Origin of the sequence: Phycicoccus duodecadis, assembly GCF_002846495.1 — a bacterium.
GTDB lineage: Bacteria > Actinomycetota > Actinomycetes > Actinomycetales > Dermatophilaceae > Phycicoccus > Phycicoccus duodecadis.
Window position 1 is genome coordinate 1,336,267 of record NZ_PJNE01000001.1, and the last position, 18,560, is coordinate 1,354,826.

Consider the following 18,560-nt stretch of genomic DNA (forward strand, 5'->3'; position numbering starts at 1 on the left):
CCCACCCTGCGCGACGCCCGCACACCACCCCCACCAGCCCGGATGTGGACGGACCCGCCGCGCCCCGGCCCCTGTGGACGACGGAGGTCCCACCTACGCTGGGCGCCATGCCCCACCACGACCTCGTCATCATCGGCAGCGGCTCGGGGAACTCCCTCCTGGTCCCCGAGCTCGAGGGCCTCGACATCGCGATCGTCGAGAAGGGCGTCTTCGGGGGCACCTGTCTCAACGTCGGCTGCATCCCGACCAAGATGTTCGTCCTCCCCGCGGACCGGGTGGTCGAGGCCGACGACGCGCGGCGCCTCGGCGTCACCTTCGCTCCCCCGACCGTCGACTGGCCGGCCATCCGCGACCGCATCTTCGGGCGCATCGACCCGATCAGCGCCGGCGGCGAGCAGTACCGGGCCGGCCAGGAGCACGTCACCCTCCACCGCACGCGGGCCCGGTTCACCGGCCAGCGCCGGCTGGCTCTCGACACCGGCGAGGAGCTCACCGCCGACCGCGTCGTCGTGGCCGCCGGCAGCCGCGCCGTGGGTCTCGCGATCGACGGCCTCACCGGCGCCGACCCCGAGCGCGGCGTCCACACCTCCGACACCGTCATGCGGATGGACGCGCTGCCGGCCCGGATGGCCGTCGTCGGCGGCGGCTTCGTCGCGTGCGAGATGGCCCACGTCTTCGCCGGGCTGGGGGTGCAGGTCACCCAGGTGCAGCGCTCGGGGCGACTGCTGATGGCCGAGGAGTACGAGGTCTCCGAGCGCTACACCGAGCTGGCGCGCCGACGCTACGACCTGCGCCTGTCGACCCACGTCACCGGGGCCGCGCGCACCGACGGCGTCTGGCGCCTCGAGGTCGAGGGACCCGACGGCGCCGGGCACGTCGAGGCCGAGGCCGTCCTGCTCGCGGTCGGCCGTCGCCCCAACTCCGACCTCGTCGACGCCGCCGCCGGGGGGCTCACCACCCATCCCGACGGGCGCATCGCGGTCGACGACCAGCAGCGCACCAGCGTCGACAGGGTCTGGGCGCTGGGCGACGTCAGCAGCGAGCACCAGCTCAAGCACGTGGCCAACCACGAAGCCCGCATCGTCGCCCACAACCTCGCGGTCGACCTGGGGCGCACGGACGCACTCCCCCGCCGCAACGACCTCTCCCCCGTGCCGCACGCGGTGTTCGGGCATCCGCAGGTCGCCTCCTTCGGCCCCACCGCGGCCGCGCTCGACGAGGCCGGCACCGCGTACGTCACCTACACCCAGAGGGTCGGCGACGTCGCGTACGGCTGGGCCCTCGAGGACACCAGCGGCCTCCTGACCGTGCACGCCACCCCCGACGGGCACCTGCTGGCCGCGCACTGCCTGGGCCCGCAGGCGTCCAGCATCATCCAGCCGCTGATCCAGGCGGCGGCCCTGGGCCAGACCGCCCACGAGGTCGCCCGCGGGCAGTACTGGATCCACCCGGCGCTCGCCGAGCTGGTCGAGAACGCGCTCCTCGGTCTGCCCGTCACCCGCTGAGCCGCATCCGCCGGGGCCCCGCACCGGACGTGTAACGTCGCCCGCGACCTCAACGGCGACGTACACCGACTCTCACGGAGAGGCCCCATGGGACGCACCCAGGACCGCGCACGACGAGCCCTGCGACACCCGGTGACGACGGCCCGCGCGGTCGTCCGGCGGCTGCGCCGCGCCGGCCGCCCCGCTCTCCCCGCCACTCCGGCTGCCCCCTCCGCGCCCGCGGCCCCCCGACAGCCGACCCGCCGCGTGTTCGACCTGGCCGTCCCCCTCCTGCCGCCCGCCGGCGCCGCCGGCGGGGTCGGCACGAGGGAGCTGCACTTCGACGTCCCGCGGGGGATGTACGTGGGGCGCGTGCTGTCCCAGCGCCGGCTGGCGGGCTACGAGCCGAACGCGTTCGCCGCCTTCCTGGCCGCGCTCGACCACGGGCCGGACGGCTCCGTCCTCGACATCGGCGCCAACATCGGCATCTACGGCCTCGTGGCGGCCGCCGTCACCGACCGTACGGTCCGCGCCGTCGAGCCCACCCCCGACCTCGCCGAGGCGGCCCGCCGGGTCGCCGCCGACAACGGGCTGGGCCTGACCGTCGAGGAGATCGCCCTCGGCGAGACCGAGGGCCGCGCGACCCTCTACCTCTCCGACACCACCGACAGCTCGAACTCGCTCAACCCCGCCTTCCGCCCGCACAGCCGCGAGATCGACGTGCGCGTCCGCACCGTGGACGACTGGGTGGCCGAGCACGGCGAGCCGCCCGGGGTGATGAAGATCGACACCGAGACCACCGAGTACCAGGTCATCCGGGGTGCGTCGCGCACCATCGCCGAACACCGTCCCTGGCTGTTCGTCGAGGTCCTCGCCGGTCGCTCGGAGGAGGAGCTGCGCGAGGCCATCGCGCCGCACGGCTACACCTACTACCACCTCGACGGCCCCGGGGCCCGGCCGGAGGCGCCGGTCATCCAGGGCGACCCGACCCACGCCGCGCTCATGTACCTGCTGGCCCCGGCGCCCGTCGACGACGCGTACTGGGCCCGGGTCTCCGCCTGGGAGGACGCGATCCAGGCCACCGCCCCGCAGTGACGTCTGCCGTGGGCGCCTGCCCCTACACCGGCGCCCGGCGGTGAGGCTCAGCGCCGCCCGGGGCGCGGGTCGCGGTCGGTGAGGCAGTAGACCCGCCCGACGGGGTCCTCGAGCACCGTCCAGAAGGGATGCACCGAGCGCACCCGGGCCCCGGCTGCGACGTGGCGCTCGGTGTCCGCCGCGCGGTCGCGGCAGGCGAGGTCGACGTGGCCCCGCACCGGCCCGTCCTCGTCGCCGAGCCACTGCAGCAGGATGCGGAACGGCATGCTCGGCCCGCCGCTGACCGAGGCGAACCCCGGCTCGTCGGACGCGCGCCACGCCCAGCCGGTGAGCGCCGTCCAGTACGCGTTCTCGGCGTCCCACCACGCCCGTGGGACGTCGAGGCAGACCTGGTCGAGGATGCTGGTCAGCCCGTCGCGCTCCTGGCCCGACGCCCCGCGCCAGGTCGTGAGGCAGTGCACGAACCCGCCCGGGGACTCCACGACGACCACGGTGTCGCCGATGGCCCCGACCCGCCGGGCACCGAGCGACTCGGCGTACGCCGCGGCCCCCGGCACGTCGTCGACGTCGAGGTCGAGGTGCACCCCGCCGGGTCCCTCGCCGACCGCCTGGAGCGTGACCCACGCCTCCCCCGACCTGGGCTCGAGGGTGGCGAACTCGCCGTCCGCCCCTCGCCGGTCGGCGACGTGCTGCCCGGTCACGTCGGCCCAGAACCCCCAGGAGCGGGGCGCATCGGGGCGCGGAGTGTCGAGGAACATCCGCGCCCACCGGATGGCGGGGCCCACCCCCGGGGGCGTCACTCGTGGCTCCGCAGCAGCTCGTTGTGGCACAGGGCGACCCGCTCGCGCCACCACGCCACGCGCTCCGACGTGGCGCGCCACCGCTCGAGCAGCGACGGGTCGGCGGGGACGCGGCCCACGGGGAGCACCCCGGCGCGGGGCAGCGACGACGGCTCGGCGACGTCGCCGCCGAGCAGCGCCACGGTGCCGAGCCCGCAGGCGTGCTCGAGCCGTGGCAGGGACGCCGCGAGCGCCACCCCGGCCGCGATGCCGACGCTGGTGTCGATCGCGGACGAGACGACCGCGGGCAGCCCGCAGGCCTCGACGACGGCGAGCGCGGCCCGCACCCCGCCGAGCGGGGCGACCTTGACGACCACGATGTCGGCGGCCTCGAGGTCGCGCACCCGCAGCGGGTCCTCGGCCTTGCGGATGGACTCGTCGGCGGCCACCAGGACGCCCACCCCGGCTCGGGCCAGGGCGAGCCGCAGGTCGCGCAGCTCCTCGACGCGGGCGCACGGCTGCTCCGCGTACTCGAGGTCGTACGGCGCCAGGCGGCGGAGCGCCTCCAGCGCCTCGTCGACCGACCAGGCCCCGTTGGCGTCGACCCGGACGCGACCCGCAGGCCCCAGGGCGGCGCGCACCGCCGCCACGCGGTCGACGTCGTCGGCGAGCGCCTGGCCCTGCTCGGCCACCTTGACCTTGGCGGTGGTGCAGCCGGGGAAGCGCGCCAGCACGCCCGCGACCTGGTCGGCCGGGACCGCCGGCACCGTGGCGTTGACCGGGACCTCGTCGCGCAGCGGCTCGGGCCAGGCCTCCCACGCCGACTCGACCGCCGCCGCCAGCCATCGGGCGGCCTCGGGCGGGCCGTACTCGAGGAAGGGGCCGAACTCGCCCCATCCGGCCGGCCCGCGCACCAGCGCGACCTCGCGCGTGACGATGCCGCGGAAGGGCACGCGCAGCGGCACCGCCACGACGTGGAGCGATCCCAGGAGCTCGGGCAACGGGGGCAGTGTCATCCGCCCACCGTAGAGCGGCCGGGGCGCCGATAGCCTGAGCCCGTGAGCGCGATCGACGGAGTCAGCGAGACCTTCGACCCCTCGGCCTGGGAGGCCGTCCCCGGCTTCGAGGACCTCACCGACGTCACCTACCACCGGGCGGTCGGCCTCGGCTGCGTGCGCGTCGCGTTCGACCGGCCCGAGGTGCTCAACGCCTTCCGCCCGCACACCGTCGACGAGCTCTACCGCGTGCTCGACCACGCGCGCCGCACCGCCGACGTCGGCGTCGTGCTCCTCACCGGCAACGGCCCCGGCCCGCAGGGCACCGGCAGCGCCGACAAGTGGGCCTTCTGCTCCGGCGGAGACCAGCGCATCCGCGGCCGGTCGGGCTACCAGTACGCCGACGGCGCCACCGCCGACACCGTCGACGAGCGCCGGGTCCGGGCGGAGGGCGGCCGCCTGCACATCCTCGAGGTCCAGCGCCTCATCCGCACCATGCCCAAGGTCGTGGTCGCGGTCGTGAACGGCTGGGCGGCCGGCGGCGGCCACAGCCTGCACGTCGTCTGCGACCTGACCCTGGCCAGCCGCGAGCACGCGCGGTTCAAGCAGACCGATGCCGACGTGGGCTCGTTCGACGGCGGCTACGGCAGCGCGTACCTCGCGAAGATGGTGGGGCAGAAGTTCGCCCGCGAGATCTTCTTCCTCGGGCGCACCTACACCGCCGACGACATGCACCGGATGGGCGCGGTCAACATCGTCGCCGACCACGCCGAGCTCGAGGTCGAGGCCCTGCAGGTGGCCCGCGAGATCATGGGGAAGTCGCCGCAGGCGCAGCGGATGCTCAAGTTCGCGTTCAACCTGCTCGACGACGGGCTGATGGGCCAGCAGGTCTTCGCCGGCGAGGCGACCCGGCTGGCGTACATGACCGACGAGGCCGTCGAGGGCCGAGACCAGTTCCTCGAGAAGCGCGACCCCGACTGGTCGCCCTTCCCCTGGTACTACTGACGCCGAGGACCGCCCACCGGACGCCCTCGCCACGGCCGCCCGCACCGTCCCAGACTGGGGGCATGAGCGAGCCGAGCACCGAGCAGCTGATCGAGGCCGACCGCCGGGTGCCCGACGTCGGCCAGTACGCCGGCGGCGTGACCTCCGACGCCCACCACGCGGCGCTGCGGGCATCGGTGCGCCAGCTCGGCCGGCTGCTCGGCGAGTCCCTCATCCGGCACGAGGGCGAGGAGCTGCTGGCCCTGGTCGAGCGGGTCCGGCGGCTCTCGCGCGAGGACGACCCGTCGCTGCACGAGGTCCTGGCGAGCGTCGACGACGCCACCGCCGTGCGGCTCGCGCGCGCCTTCACCGCCTACTTCCAGCTGGTCAACATCACCGAGCAGCTGCACCGCTGGCGCGAGCTGTCCGGCGCCGGCGAGGGGCCTCTGGCCGCCACCGCGGGCCGCATCGGCGCCGCGTTGGCCGACGGCACCCTGGACGCCGACCTGCTGCACGACGTGCTGGCGCGCGTCGAGTACCGCCCGGTCTTCACGGCCCACCCCACCGAGGCCAGCCGCCGTTCGGTGCTCGAGCTGCTGCGCAAGGTCGCCGACACCGTCGCCGCCCTGTCCGACCCGCTGCGCCCCCGCATCGACACCCCACGGCTCGAGCGCCGCCTGGCCGAGCTCGTCGACCTGCTGTGGCAGACCGACGAGCTGCGCGTGGTCCGCCCCGAGCCCAAGGACGAGGCCCGCACGGCCGTCTACTACCTGCACTCCCTCACCGGCCAGGTCGTCCCCGACCTGCTGGAGGAGCTCGACCGCACGCTCGGCGACATCGGGGTCACCCTGCCGGTCGGCGCCCGCCCGCTGCGGTTCGGCACCTGGGCCGGCGGCGACCGCGACGGCAACCCGTTCGTGACGCCCGAGGTGACCCTCGACGTCCTGGCGCTCCAGCACGACGTGGGGCTGCGGACCCTGGTCGAGGCCGTCGACGGGCTGCTGGTCGAGATGAGCCCGTCGACCCGCGTGGTGGCCGCGTCGGCCGAGCTCCTCGAGAGCCTCGAGCGCGACGCCGAGGCCCTGCCCATCACCTACCGCACCATCAGGCGGCTCAACGCCGAGGAGCCCTACCGGCTCAAGCTCACCTACGTCAGCGTCCGGCTGCAGCGCACCCGCGACCGGCTCGCGCAGGGCTCCCCCCACGAGCCCGGGCGCGACTACCTCGGCCTCGACGAGGTGCTGGCCGACCTGGCCCTCGTCCGCGACTCGATGCTCGAGAGCGGCGACCGGCTCACGGCCGACGGGGGCATCCTGCGGCTCATCCGCACCGCCACCGCGGTCGGCCTGGGCCTCGCGACCCTCGACGTGCGCGAGCACAGCGAGAAGCACCACGAGGCCCTGGCCGCCCTCTACGACCGCATCGGTGAGCCCGACACCCCGTACGCGGAGCTCGACCGCCCGGCCCGCATCGCTCTGCTCTCGCGCGAGATGGCTTCGCGCCGACCGCTGCTGGGCGGCACCCGCCCCGACCTGCCGGACACCGCGCGCGCCTCGCTGGCCCTGATGGGCGCCATCCGTGACGCGCTCGACCGCTTCGGCCCCGACGTGGTCGAGACCTTCATCGTGTCGATGACCCACGACGTCGACGACATCTTCGCGGTCGTGGTGCTGGCGCGCGAGGCCGGGCTGGTCGACCCCGGGTCCGACGCCGCCGCGGCCACCGCCCGCATCGGCTTCGCCCCGCTGTTCGAGACGGTGGCCGAGCTCGAGCAGGCCGGCCCGCTGCTCGAGGCCATGCTCGGCGACCCGGCGTACCGGCGCATCGTGGCCGCCCGCGGCGACGTGCAGGAGATCATGCTGGGCTACTCCGACTCGTCCAAGGACGCGGGGATCGCGGCCTCGCAGTGGCAGATCCACCGCGCCCAGCGCTCGCTGCGCGACATCGCCCGCCGGCACGGCGTGGTGCTGCGGCTCTTCCACGGCCGGGGCGGGTCCGTGGGGCGCGGCGGCGGCCCCACCGGCGAGGCGATCATGGCCCAGCCCAACGGCAGCCTCGACGGCCCGATCAAGATCACCGAGCAGGGCGAGGTCATCTCCGACAAGTACACCCTCCCCGGGCTGGGGCGCTGGAACCTCGAGACCGCCCTGGCCGCGGTGCTCGAGGGCTCGGTGCTGCACCGCCGGTCGATGCTGCCCCCCGAGGTGCTCGAGCGCTGGAACGCCACCATGGACGTGCTGGCGGGCGCCGGACAGGAGGCCTACCGCGCCCTGGTCCGCGACCCCGAGCTGTTCCGCTTCTTCGTCACGGCCACGCCCGTCGAGGAGCTCGGCGCGATGAACATCGGCTCGCGCCCCTCGAAGCGGCCGGGCGGCGAGGGCGACCTCTCGGACCTGCGCGCCATCCCGTGGGTCTTCGGCTGGACCCAGTCGCGGATCATCCTGCCGGGCTGGTACGGCGTGGGCTCCGGGCTGGCGGCGGCTCGCGAGGCCGGCCGCGCCGAGACCCTGGCCGAGATGTACGGCTCGTGGCCGTTCTTCCGCACCTTCCTGTCGAACGTGCAGATGACGCTGGCCAAGACCGACCTCGACATCGCCGCGCGCTACGTGCGCGACCTCGTGCCGGAGGGCTCGGCGCACCTGTTCGACGCCATCCGGGCCGAGCACGCCCGCACCGTCGAGGAGGTGCTGCTCGTCACCGGCCAGTCGGGGCTGCTCGAGGCCGCCCCGCTGCTGCGCCGGACCCTCGCGATCCGCGACGACTACCTCCAGCCGCTGCACGCGCTGCAGACCTCGCTGCTGGCGCGGGCCCGGGCCCTGCCCGAGGGCGCGCCGGCCGACGGCGACCTCCAGCGCGCGCTCCTGCTGACCATCAACGGCATCGCCGCGGGGCTGCGCAACACCGGATGAGCGGGAGGCGCACGAGCCGGCGGCCGTGCCGGCGACGGGCGCCCCGCCCGGGCTGCCTACAGTGAGCGGCATGGAGATCGAGCCACTGGCCGTCCCCGCCGGGGCCGACGCGGTCGCGGTCCTGCCGCGCCTGGCCCGGGCCCTGGCCGGTGGTGCCCCCGTGGCGCCGTACCTGGCCGGGTCCCCCGCGCCGGTGCTGCCGCGGCACTCCGCGGCCGGCCTGCCCGACGACCTGGCCGTGGTGGTCGGGACCTCCGGCTCGACCGGGACGCCGAAGCTGGCGATGCTCGGCGGCGACGCCCTGCGGGCCAGCGCGCACGCCACCCACGCGCGCCTCGGCGGCCCCGGGCAGTGGCTGCTGACGCTCCCGGCGGGCCACGTGGCCGGCGTCCAGGTGCTGCTGCGCAGCCTCGACGCCGACACCGAGCCGGTGGCCACCGACACCTCGGGCGGCTTCACCCCGGCCGCGTTCACGGCCGGGGTGCGCCGCCTCTCCCCCGGCCACCGCCACTACACCTCGGTCGTCCCGACCCAGCTGGTACGGCTGCTCGACGACCCCGCGGCCACGGCTGCGCTGGCATCCCTCGACGGCGTGCTGGTGGGTGGCGCCGCGACCCCCCCGCTGCTGCGCCGGCGGGCCGAGAGTGCGGGGGTCCGGGTCGTCACGACCTACGGGATGAGCGAGACCGCGGGCGGGTGCGTCTACGACGGCCGGGCGCTCAGCGGGGTCCGGGTGCGGGTGGATGCCGACGGCCGCGTCGAGCTGGGGGGCGACACCCTGGCGGGCGGCTACCTCGGCCGGCCCGACCTGACCTTCGCGGCCTTCGCCGTCGACACCGACGGGTCACGCTGGTACCGCACCGACGACGCGGGGCGGGTCGACGACGACGGCGTGCTGCACGTCGACGGGCGGCTCGACGACGTCGTGGTCACCGGCGGGATGAAGGTGGCGCCGCGTGTCGTCGAGGAGGCGGCGCTCGAGCACGTGCCGGGCGTCAGTGAGGCCGTGGTCGTCGGCACCGCGGACCCGGAGTGGGGCCAGGCGGTGAGCCTGCTCGTGGTGCCGACCGCCGGTGCCCGGCCGCTGTCGGTGGTCGAGGTCCGCGAGCACCTGCGCGGGCACGTCCCCGACCACGCCCTACCGCGGCGCGTGACGGCGGCCGGCGCGGTACCGCTCCGGGGGCCGGGCAAGCCCGACCGGGCCGCGGTGGCCGCGCTCTTCGGCGTGGGATGATGGGCCCGTGTTGCGGTACCTGCCCCTCATCCTCAGCCTGGCGCTGACGATCTACTGCCTCGTCGACTGCATCCAGACCGACGACCTGCTGGTGCGCAACCTGCCCAAGATCGCCTGGCTCCTGCTCGTGCTGCTGTTCCCGGTCATCGGGCCGGTGGCGTGGCTGGTGGCGGGGCGGCCGTCCCGGGAGGCGGCCACCCAGGCCGGGCTGACCCAGCAGGAGCGGTGGGACCTCGACCGGCGCCGCCGCGGCCAGGGCAACGGTCCGGGGCCACGGCCCCCGCGCGGCCCCGACGACGACCCCGAGTTCCTCCGGGGCCTCTGACCCGATGGCCACGACCGCCCAGTGGGTGGCGGGTGCCCGCCCGCGCACCCTGCCCGCCGCCATCGCCCCGGTGCTGCTCGGCTCGGCCGCCGCGCTGCGGTTCGGTGAGGCCGCGCTGCTGCCGGCCGTCCTCGCCCTGCTGGTGGCGCTGTCGCTGCAGGTGGGCGTCAACTACGCCAACGACTACTCCGACGGCGTCCGCGGCACCGACGAGGTACGGGCCGGGCCGGTGCGCCTCGTCGGCCAGGGGCTCGCGGCGCCGGCGTCGGTCAAGCGGGCGGCGTTCGCGGCCTTCGGCGCCGCCGGGGTGCTGGGGCTGGTGCTCGTCGTGCTGTCGCACGCGTGGGTGATGCTGCCGCTGGGCGCGCTGGCCATCGTCGCGGCGTGGCGCTACACCGGCGGCGACAACCCCTACGGCTACCGGGGCCAGGGCGAGGTCTACGTGTTCGTGTTCTTCGGGCTGATGGCGACGCTCGGCACCGAGTACACCCAGGCCGGGGCCGTGTCGTGGTTCGGGCTCGTGGGGGCGGTCGGGGTCGGGGCGGTGGCCTCGGCCATCCTCGTGGCCAACAACCTGCGCGACATCCCCACCGACACCGAGCACGGCAAGCGCACCCTCGCCGTGCGGATGGGCGACGCCCGCACGCGGGGGCTCTACGTCGGGCTGCTGGCGGTCTCGCTGGTGGCGCTGCTGCTGCTCGCCCTGTGGGAGCCGTGGTCGCTGCTGGGGCTGCTGGCCCTGCCGCTGGCCGCGCGCGGGGTGCGCGTCGTGCGCGCCGGGACGGTGGGGCCCGGGCTCATCCCGGTGCTGGCCTCGACCGGGCTGTACGAGGTGGCGTACGCCGTGCTGGTGGTGGTGGGCGTCGCGGTCGGTCGCTCATCGGCCTGAGCCACCGGGCGGGGGCTCCGCCGTCGGCTCTCGGATGCTCCCGATCGTGGTGCAGGCCTCGTGGCGCGTGTGCTCCCGGTCCGGGAGCATCCGAGAGGCAGCGGACGACCCCTCACACGGCGCGGAGGTCCGGGTGCTCCCGATGCCGGGCCGGTGGTGGGTTCAGCGGAAGTCGCCGTCGCCGGGGGCAGCGCGGCGCGCCGCCTCCTCGTCCTCGATGTCCTCGTCGGTGAGCGCGTCGCCGCCCTGGGCCCGGCGCTGGGTGGTGCGCCGCTCGAGGGTGGTGGCCACCTGGGCCGAGTAGTCCTCACGGAAGCGCTTGAGCGCGAAGAACGACACCACCATCGACAGCAGCGCCGCCCCGACGACCAGCAGCAGCCGCTCGTCCTCGGCGCGCAGGCCCGCGAGCCAGAGCAGCATCAGGCATCCGAAGAACACCAGGAGGCGCAGCACGGTGTAGCGGAGGAAGGCGTTCATGGCGGCGACCCGACCTCAGAGGCCCGAGTACGAGTGCTGGCCCACGAAGTACATGTTGACGACCGCGAAGTTCATCAGGACGCACACGAACCCGGCCAGCGCGATCCACGTGGCGTTCTGCCGCTTCCAGCCGGTGGTGGCCCGGGCGTGGAGGTAGGCGGCGTAGACGACCCAGATGACGAAGCTCCACACCTCCTTGGGGTCCCAGTTCCAGTACGACCCCCACGCCTGGCGGGCCCAGATCGCGCCGGCGATGACGGTGAAGGTCCACATCGGGAACGCCACGACGTGCGCCGCGTAGGTGAGCCGCTCGAGGCCGCGGGCCGTGGGCAGGCGCCGCATGAACGCCGCCCGCGGCGAGCCGGTCGTCTCGAGCCGGTCCTGGATCAGGTAGAGGACGCCGAGCGAGGCGCCGATGGTGAAGACCGCGACGGTCATGGTGGCGACGGTGACGTGGATGGCCAGCCAGTACGAGCGCAGCGACGGCATCAGCTCGGAGGCGTCGGTGTACCAGACCGTGATGGCGGCGCCCATCACCAGCAGCACCGGCCCGACCACGAAGAGCCCGAGCCAGCGCAGGTCGCGGCGGGCGGACCAGCCGGTGAAGACCAGCAGCGTGAACATCGCCCCGACCAGCGCGAACTCGTACATGTTCCCCAGCGGCCAGCGGTGCACCTCGAGCGCGCGCAGCACCACACCGGCCACCACCAGGAGGGTGCCGAGCAGCGTCAGCATCCGCCCCACGCCGGCGGCCTTGCGGGCCCCCAGCGGCTCGGGCCCCTCGACGGCGCCGCCACGGCGGTCCACGCCGGCGTCGCCGTTCGCGGCCCCGGGTGCGGATCCCTCGATCCCGGCCTCCGGCGCCGGCGCTCCGGCCCCCGCGGCCACGAGCTCGCGCTCGGGGACCTCGGCGGTGCGCTCACTGCGCTCGGGCGCGATCCGCGCCAGGTACAGCGCGTAGGCGAGCATCGCCAGGGTCAGCACGACCATCGCCGAGTAGACGGAGTAGTTCGAGAGCTGGGCCAGCGTGTAGTCGGTCATCGGCTTCCTTCGGGTGCGGTGAGCACGGCGGCGAGCTCGTCGTCCATGCCCTCGTCGTCGTCCTTGGCCAGGCCGCCGACGGAGACCACGGTACGTCCATCCTCGGGTGCGGGACGAACCCGCACGAACACCCTTCGACGGCGCACGACCAGGCTCAGCACGAGCCCGGCCAGGGCCAGCAGGGCCGACACCAGGGTGAGGGTCTTGCCCGGGTCGGTACGGATCGACAGCCCCGCGAAGCGCTCGACACCGTCGAAGGTGATCGACCCGCGCTGGTCGGGCAGGTCGAAGGTCTGCCCGGGGCGCAGCAGGATGCGCAGCTGCCCCTCGCCGTCCTTGCCCGGCAGCGGCTTCATGGCCGAGGTGTTCAGCGTGTAGACCGACTGCGGCGCGCCGTTCGGGAAGAGCTTCCCCTCGAAGGCGGTGAGCGCCAGCTGCGGGTCCGCGGTGTCGGGGAAGATCGAGTGCGGCCCGCGCTGGTCGTCGATGACCCCGGTCGGCAGGAAGAACCCCGCGAACCCGAGCTCGTCGGGCTGGGCGCCGGGCACCTTGACCGCCCCGACCGAGGTGTAGTTGTTGTCCTGGGGCAGGAACGGGGTGGCGTCGGAGTAGATGACCGTGCCGTCGGCGTCGCGTACGGTGATGTGCGGCGCGTAGCCGTTGCCGAGCAGGAACACCGAGCCCCCGCCGGTCTCGAGCGGGTGGTTGACGGCGATCTCGCGCGGCTCGGAGTGCCCCGAGGCGTCGGTCACGGTGGTGAACGCGCGGAAGTCACGCGGCATCCCGAACTGCCCGCGGCCCTTGTCCTGGGTCTCGAACTGCACGTCCATCCGATCGAGCCGGATCGTGTACGGGTCGAGGTCGGTGGGGTCGACCCACGGGCCGGGGCTGAAGGTGTCGTAGCGCGACAGGGTGTTCGCGAAGGTCTGGCCCACGGGCAGGATGACGTCGCCCTTCCAGCCCAGCAGGTGCCCCCACGCGACGCCCAGCAGCACCCCGATCAGCGCCAGGTGGAAGACCAGGTTGCCGCTCTCCTTGAGGTAGCCCTTCTCGGCCGAGAGGGTGGTGTCGTCGTGGGCGTGCACCCGGTAGCGCCGGCTCCTGAGCCGGGCCCGCAGCCGGTCGCGCACCACGTCGGGGGTGCCGTCGACCGTGAGCTCCCGGTGCGCGGCCAACCGCTCGAGGCGGCGCGGGGCCCGCGGGGGCGTCGAGCGCACCTGGTGCCAGTGGATGCGGCTGCGCGGCGCCACGCACCCGATGAGCGAGACGAACAGCAGCAGGTAGATGGCCGCGAACCACGGTGCGGCGTAGACCTCGAAGAACCCCAGCCGGTCGAGCAGCGGCCCGGCGGTGGGGTGGTCGGTGATCCACTGCGTGGTGCGGGCGGCGTCGATCGAGCGCTGCGGGAAGGTCGAGCCCGGGATGGCCGCGACCGCCAGCAGCAGCAGGAGGAACAGCGCGGTGCGCATGCTGGTCAGCTGGCGCCAGGCGTAGCGCAGCCAACCGACCGGGCCGAGGCTCGGCAGCGTCACCGACCCGTCGCGGCGCCCGCCGCCGCCGCCGGCCTCGCCCTCGGGGACCGGCTGGGTCGAGAGCGCCGTCTCGTCGCGGGTGGTGCTCATACGCTCACCTGGAACCCGGCGACGAGCTCGGTCTGGAGCCAGCGGTTGAGGTCCTCCCAGACGCCGGTGAGCAGCAGGAGCCCGACGAGCACGAGCATCGCGCCCCCGAGCAGCTGGATGCCGCGCTGGTGGCGCCGCAGCCACCCGGAGAAGCGCCCCGCCCGGTCGAGCCCGGCGGCCACGAGGAGGAACGGCAGGCCGAGGCCGAGGCCGTACGCGACGGCCAGCGCGACCCCGCGGCCCACCTGGGGGTCGACGGAGGCGGTGGCCATGACGAGCACGGCGGCCAGGGTGGGCCCGGTGCAGGGCGCCCAGCCGAGCGCGAACACCGCGCCGAGCAGGGGCGCGCCGAGCAGCCCGGCCCGCGGGCGCCAGTGCAGCTTGGCCTCGCGCTGGGTCCCGATGCCGAGGAAGACCAACCCCATCAGGACCACCACGACCCCCCCGGCGCGCATCAGCAGGGTGCGGTGCTCGACCAGCGCGCGCCCGGCCCCGGTGACGAAGATCGACCCCAGTACGAAGACCAGCGTGAAGCCGACGACGAACAGGGCGGCGCCGGTGAGGGTGCGCCCGCGCGAGCGCTCCTGCGCCGACTCCCCCGTGAGGCCCGTGACGTACCCGAGGAAGCCGGGCACCAGCGGCAGCACGCACGGGCTGGCGAACGACACCAGCCCGGCGAGCGCCGCGACCGCCACGGCCAGCGGCAGCGCTCCGGTGGTCACGGCGTCGCCGGTGGACGCGGCGAGGGCGGGCAGCACGGCGGGGGTCATGCCTCGGCGACCACGTCGTCGACGAGCCCGGTGAGGGTGCTCGCGTCGACCGGGCCGTTGACCCGGGCGGCGATGCGCCCCTTCCGGTCGAGGACGAGGGTGGTGGGGACGGTCGGCGCCTTGCCCTGGAGCCGCAGGACGAGCACGCCGCCCTCGTCGGTCAGGCTCGGGTAGGTGATGCCGGCCTTCTTCACGAAGGCCGCGCCGCGGGCGGCCTCCTCGCGGAAGTCGATCCCCACGAACCGCACCGGCGCCTTCTTGTCCTGGAGCTCCTGCCAGGCCTTCTCGAGGTCGGGCGCCTCGGCGACGCAGGGCGCGCACCATGACCCCCACACGTTGAGCACCAGCACCTGGCCGCGGGTGGAGGTGATGTCCCACGCGGTGCCGTCGAGCAGCGAGCCGTTCATGGTCACGGGCTCGGCGCGGTCGGCGACCGGGATGGTCTCGACGGCGCCGTCGCCGGAGAGGTAGCCCTTCTGGTCGCCCGCCTTCGCCTGGGCCGCAACGGAGTTGGGGTCCTGGGTGCAGCCGGCGAGCACCAGCGCGGCCAGCCCGGCGGTGGCCAGGGCGAGCCGCCGCGAGGGCCGCGGCGGCCGGGCGGACGGGCTCACGCGCCCGCCCCCTTCTGGGCCTGCGGGAGCAGCGCGGCGGCGGGCTCGCAGTAGGCCAGCGAGAGCAGCTCGTCGCCGAGGAAGGTCAGGGAGGTCAGACTGGCCAGCGAGCACTCGCGGCGACCCGGGTTGTGCACCAGCGAGCGACCCTCGGTGGCCAGCCGGATCATCCAGATCGGCGACTGGTGGCTGACCACGACGGCCTCGTGACCCCGGGCGGCGGCACGCGCGTCGACGATCGCGTCCCGCATCCGGGTGATGATCTCGGTGTAGGGCTCGCCCCACGAGGGCCGGAACGGGTTGACCATCTTGGGCCACAGCCGCGGATGCCGCAGCAGCCCCCGGCCCCCGGCCACCGGCAGCCCCTCGAAGTCGTTGCCGGACTCGATGACGCGGTCGTCGATGACGGGATCGAGCCCGTGCGCGGCCGCCAGCGGAGCAGCGGTCTCCTGAGCGCGCTCGAGGGGGCTCGACACGACGTGGACGATGTCGTGGTCGGCCAGGTGCTCGGCCACCAGCTCGGCCATCGAGCGCCCCAGCTCGCTGAGGTGGTAGCCCGGCAGCCGGCCGTAGAGGATGCGCCCGGGGTTGTGGACCTCGCCGTGGCGCAGCAGGTGCACCGTGGTGCGCTGCGGCTCGGCGGGGGCGCTACCACCCGGGGTCGACGTCATGGTCCCGATTGTCGCAAACGGACCTGAGGACGCCCGACCGGGTTCGATGCGCGGTCAGCCGGCCGCGGCGGCCGCGGCCGCGGGCAGCGCGTCCAGGATGCGCTGCACGGCCGCGTCGTCGTGCGCGGCCGAGACGAACCAGCACTCGAAGGCGCTCGGCGGCAGGTAGACCCCGGCCGACAGCATCGCGTGGAAGAACCGACCGAAGGCGGCGGTGTCCTGGTCGCGGGCGTCGTCGTAGTCGCGCACCTCGCCCTCACGGAAGAACACCGAGAACATCGACGAGGCGTGCTGCACCCGGTGCGGCACGCCGGCCGCGGCGAGCGCCGAGGACGCGGCCGCACTGATGGTGCGGGAGACCTCGTCGAGGCGCGCGTACACGGCGTCGTCGCAGTGCTGCAGGGTGGTGAGCCCGGCCGCCGTGGCCACCGGGTTCCCCGACAGGGTGCCCGCCTGGTAGACGGGGCCGTCGGGCGCGAGCAGCGCCATCACGTCGGCGCGGCCGCCGAACGCCGCGGCCGGGAAGCCCCCACCCATCACCTTGCCGAAGGTCATCAGGTCGGGGGTGACGTCCACGCCCTCGTACCCCCACCAGCCGGCGCGGCTGCAGCGGAAGCCGGTCATGACCTCGTCGGTGACCAGCAGCGCGCCGTGCTCGGCGGTGACCCGGCGCAGCGCCTCGGTGAAGCCGGGCTGCGGGGTGACCACGCCCATGTTGCCGGCCGCGGCCTCGGTGATGACGCACGCGATCTGGTCGCCGCGGGCCGCGAACACGGCCTCGAGCGCCTCGACGTCGTTGAACGGCAGCACCAGGGTCTCGGCGGCCATCTGGGCCGGGACGCCGGCCGAGTCGGGCAGGGCCAGGGTGGCGACGCCCGACCCCGCCGCGACCAGCAGGGAGTCGACGTGCCCGTGGTAGTGCCCGGCGAACTTGACGACGAGGGGTCGACCGGTGAAGCCACGGGCCAGCCGGATGGCACTCATCGTGGCCTCGGTGCCGCTGGAGACCAGGCGCACCTGGTCGACCGGCCCGATGCGCGCGACGATCTCCTCGGCCAGGGCCACCTCGTTCTCGCTGGGGGTGCCGAACGAGGTGCCCCGCGAGGCGGCGTCGTACACGGCGTCGAGCACGGCCGGGTGCGCGTGGCCGAGGATCATCGGGCCCCAGCTGCCGACGAGGTCGACGTACTCGGTGCCGTCGGCGTCGGTGAGGTACGGCCCCGCGCCGCGGACCATGAAGCGCGGGGTGCCGCCGACCGACCGGAAGGCCCGCACCGGGGAGTTCACGCCCCCGGGGGTCACGGCCCGGGCCCGGGCCAGGAGGGCCGCGGAGGCGGGGGCGTCGGTGTCGGAGGGGGCGGTGGGGGTGGAGGCGCTCACGGCTCCATTGTCGGGCACTCGGTGGGGTCCGGGGTGTCGGGGTCGGCCTCGTAGGCGCGCGACACCGCCTGCAGGGCGGCGCCCAGGCCGTTGAGCTGCTCGGCGCTGAGGACGTCGACCAGGTGGCGGCGCACGCTCTCGACGTGCACGGTGGCGAACGACTCGACGGCGGCCAGGCCGTCGGCGGTGAGCTCGAGGACGACCCCGCGGCCGTCGTCGGGCGCCGGCGTGCGGCGCACCCACCCCCGCCGCTCGAGCCGGGCGGCGGTGTGCGTGACCCGGCTGCGCGACTGGACGATGAGGTCGGCCAGCGCCGACATCCGCAGCCGGCCGCCGTCGGCCTCGGACAGCATCGACAGCAGCTCGTACTCGCTGAGGCTGACGCCGGAGCACTGCAGGTCGCGGTCGAGGGCGGCGTCGAGCTGGCGGGTGGCGCGCAGGTAGGCACGCCACGAGCGCTGCTCCTGCTCGCTCAGCCAGCGCACCCCGGTCTCCATCGGGCCATCGTGGCACGGCGTGGGCTCGCTGAGAGCAGGGAACATCGGGGACTGGCGCATAGTTGAAGGATAAACTACTGTGGTCCTCGAACCACCTAGACCCCAAGGAGCACCACCCATGAGCACCAGCACCCTCACCGGCCTGTCCACCGGCACCTGGACCATCGACCCCACCCACACCGAGGTCGGCTTCGTCGCCCGCCACCTGATGGTCACGAAGGTCCGTGGCCGCTTCACCGACGTCACGGGTACCGTCACCGTCGCTGACGACCTCGCCGCTGCGCGCGCCGACGTCACCATCAAGACCGCCTCGGTCGCCACCGGCACCCCCGACCGCGACGCGCACCTCGTCAGCGCCGACTTCTTCGACGCCGAGGCCTTCCCCGAGATGACCTTCGTCTCCACCTCCTTCGACGGCTCGACCCTCACCGGCGACCTCACCATCAAGGGCATCTCCAAGCCCGTCACGCTCGATGTCGACTTCGGTGGCGTCGCCACCGACCCGTGGGGCAACGAGAAGGCCGCCTTCGAGGCCACCGGCGAGATCGACCGCACCGACTGGGGCCTGACCTGGAATGCCAACCTCGAGAAGGGCGGCGTCCTGGTCTCCGAGAAGATCAAGATCGCCATCGACCTCCAGCTCGCCAAGCAGGCCTGAGCGAGGTCCACCGCTCCGGGTCACCGGAGCCCACGGAGCCGCCGTCGGTGCAGGGGCCGACGGCGGCTCCGTCGCGTCCGGGGCCACCCCCACCGCAACAACCCCGCACGTGCCGAGTCGTGGTCGTCCGGGGCCCACC

Annotated in this window: 18 protein-coding genes; 8 read left to right on the forward strand and 10 right to left on the reverse strand. The window is 74.6% G+C overall.

From position 1 onward, the window contains the following. Positions 1-107: 107 nt before the first annotated feature. Positions 108-1,505, forward strand: a complete 1,398-nt coding sequence (locus tag ATL31_RS06135; protein WP_101394993.1) for a mycothione reductase — start codon at positions 108-110, stop codon at positions 1,503-1,505. 87 nt (positions 1,506-1,592) lie between these two features. Continuing rightward, complete coding sequence (locus ATL31_RS06140) at positions 1,593-2,579, forward strand: FkbM family methyltransferase (protein ID WP_101394994.1); 987 nt, start codon at positions 1,593-1,595, stop codon at positions 2,577-2,579. Between the two features lie 47 nt (positions 2,580-2,626). Here ATL31_RS06140 and ATL31_RS06145 read toward each other — a convergent pair whose 3' ends face one another. Then, positions 2,627-3,379: a VOC family protein gene (locus ATL31_RS06145; protein ID WP_211283971.1), complete on the reverse strand. Its 753-nt coding sequence runs from the start codon at positions 3,377-3,379 to the stop codon at positions 2,627-2,629. Further along, positions 3,376-4,374: an o-succinylbenzoate synthase gene (locus ATL31_RS06150; protein ID WP_101394996.1), complete on the reverse strand. Its 999-nt coding sequence runs from the start codon at positions 4,372-4,374 to the stop codon at positions 3,376-3,378. The genes ATL31_RS06145 and ATL31_RS06150 overlap by 4 nt, the downstream gene beginning before the upstream one ends. Positions 4,375-4,416: 42 nt before the next feature. On the opposite strand from ATL31_RS06150, the gene ATL31_RS06155 reads away from it, so the two are divergent. The 5 genes from ATL31_RS06155 to ATL31_RS06175 all read left to right on the forward strand — a co-directional run bounded on the left by ATL31_RS06155 (position 4,417) and on the right by ATL31_RS06175 (position 10,694). Further along, a complete protein-coding gene (locus ATL31_RS06155) occupies positions 4,417-5,358 on the forward strand; it encodes a 1,4-dihydroxy-2-naphthoyl-CoA synthase (protein ID WP_101394997.1) in 942 nt (313 codons plus the stop codon). Between the two features lie 62 nt (positions 5,359-5,420). Next, on the forward strand, positions 5,421-8,246 hold the full coding sequence (ppc, locus tag ATL31_RS06160) for a phosphoenolpyruvate carboxylase (protein WP_101394998.1): 2,826 nt from the start codon (positions 5,421-5,423) through the stop codon (positions 8,244-8,246). A 70-nt stretch (positions 8,247-8,316) separates the two neighbouring features. Beyond that, positions 8,317-9,480, forward strand: a complete 1,164-nt coding sequence (gene menE, locus ATL31_RS06165) for an o-succinylbenzoate--CoA ligase (protein WP_101394999.1) — start codon at positions 8,317-8,319, stop codon at positions 9,478-9,480. Between the two features lie 7 nt (positions 9,481-9,487). Continuing rightward, entirely contained in the window at positions 9,488-9,805 is a 318-nt protein-coding gene (locus tag ATL31_RS06170; protein ID WP_101395000.1) for a PLD nuclease N-terminal domain-containing protein, read from the forward strand. 4 nt (positions 9,806-9,809) lie between these two features. Then, positions 9,810-10,694 (forward strand): 1,4-dihydroxy-2-naphthoate polyprenyltransferase, encoded by an 885-nt coding sequence (locus ATL31_RS06175; protein WP_101395001.1) that lies wholly within the window; start codon positions 9,810-9,812, stop codon positions 10,692-10,694. Positions 10,695-10,856: 162 nt separating this feature from the next. Here ATL31_RS06175 and ATL31_RS06180 read toward each other — a convergent pair whose 3' ends face one another. From ATL31_RS06180 to ATL31_RS06215, 8 genes are read right to left on the reverse strand one after another with little or no spacing between them, the layout of a single operon-like run. Next, positions 10,857-11,171, reverse strand: a complete 315-nt coding sequence (locus ATL31_RS06180) for a DUF4229 domain-containing protein (RefSeq protein ID WP_101395002.1) — start codon at positions 11,169-11,171, stop codon at positions 10,857-10,859. A gap of 15 nt (positions 11,172-11,186) precedes the next feature. Beyond that, positions 11,187-12,212 carry a c-type cytochrome biogenesis protein CcsB gene (ccsB, locus tag ATL31_RS06185; RefSeq protein ID WP_101395003.1) on the reverse strand — a complete coding sequence of 342 codons (1,026 nt, stop codon included), beginning with the start codon at positions 12,210-12,212 and terminating at the stop codon, positions 11,187-11,189. Further along, positions 12,209-13,834, reverse strand: coding sequence for a cytochrome c biogenesis protein ResB (gene resB, locus ATL31_RS06190; protein WP_101395004.1), 1,626 nt, complete (start codon positions 13,832-13,834; stop codon positions 12,209-12,211). Before resB ends, ccsB begins: the two co-directional genes overlap by 4 nt. Then, on the reverse strand, positions 13,831-14,604 hold the full coding sequence (locus ATL31_RS06195; RefSeq protein ID WP_101395005.1) for a cytochrome c biogenesis CcdA family protein: 774 nt from the start codon (positions 14,602-14,604) through the stop codon (positions 13,831-13,833). The genes resB and ATL31_RS06195 overlap by 4 nt, the downstream gene beginning before the upstream one ends. Next, positions 14,601-15,215 (reverse strand): TlpA family protein disulfide reductase, encoded by a 615-nt coding sequence (locus ATL31_RS06200; protein ID WP_101395006.1) that lies wholly within the window; start codon positions 15,213-15,215, stop codon positions 14,601-14,603. Before ATL31_RS06200 ends, ATL31_RS06195 begins: the two co-directional genes overlap by 4 nt. Further along, a complete protein-coding gene (locus tag ATL31_RS06205; protein ID WP_101395007.1) occupies positions 15,212-15,886 on the reverse strand; it encodes a histidine phosphatase family protein in 675 nt (224 codons plus the stop codon). Before ATL31_RS06205 ends, ATL31_RS06200 begins: the two co-directional genes overlap by 4 nt. 54 nt (positions 15,887-15,940) lie before the next feature. After that, entirely contained in the window at positions 15,941-17,266 is a 1,326-nt protein-coding gene (gene hemL, locus ATL31_RS06210; protein ID WP_101395008.1) for a glutamate-1-semialdehyde 2,1-aminomutase, read from the reverse strand. Continuing rightward, the gene (locus ATL31_RS06215; protein WP_101395009.1) at positions 17,263-17,763 is read right to left on the reverse strand and encodes a MarR family winged helix-turn-helix transcriptional regulator; all 501 of its coding nucleotides are present in this window, start codon (positions 17,761-17,763) and stop codon (positions 17,263-17,265) included. Before ATL31_RS06215 ends, hemL begins: the two co-directional genes overlap by 4 nt. 118 nt (positions 17,764-17,881) lie before the next feature. On the opposite strand from ATL31_RS06215, the gene ATL31_RS06220 reads away from it, so the two are divergent. Continuing rightward, complete coding sequence (locus tag ATL31_RS06220) at positions 17,882-18,421, forward strand: YceI family protein (RefSeq protein ID WP_101395010.1); 540 nt, start codon at positions 17,882-17,884, stop codon at positions 18,419-18,421. Positions 18,422-18,560: the final 139 nt, after the last annotated feature.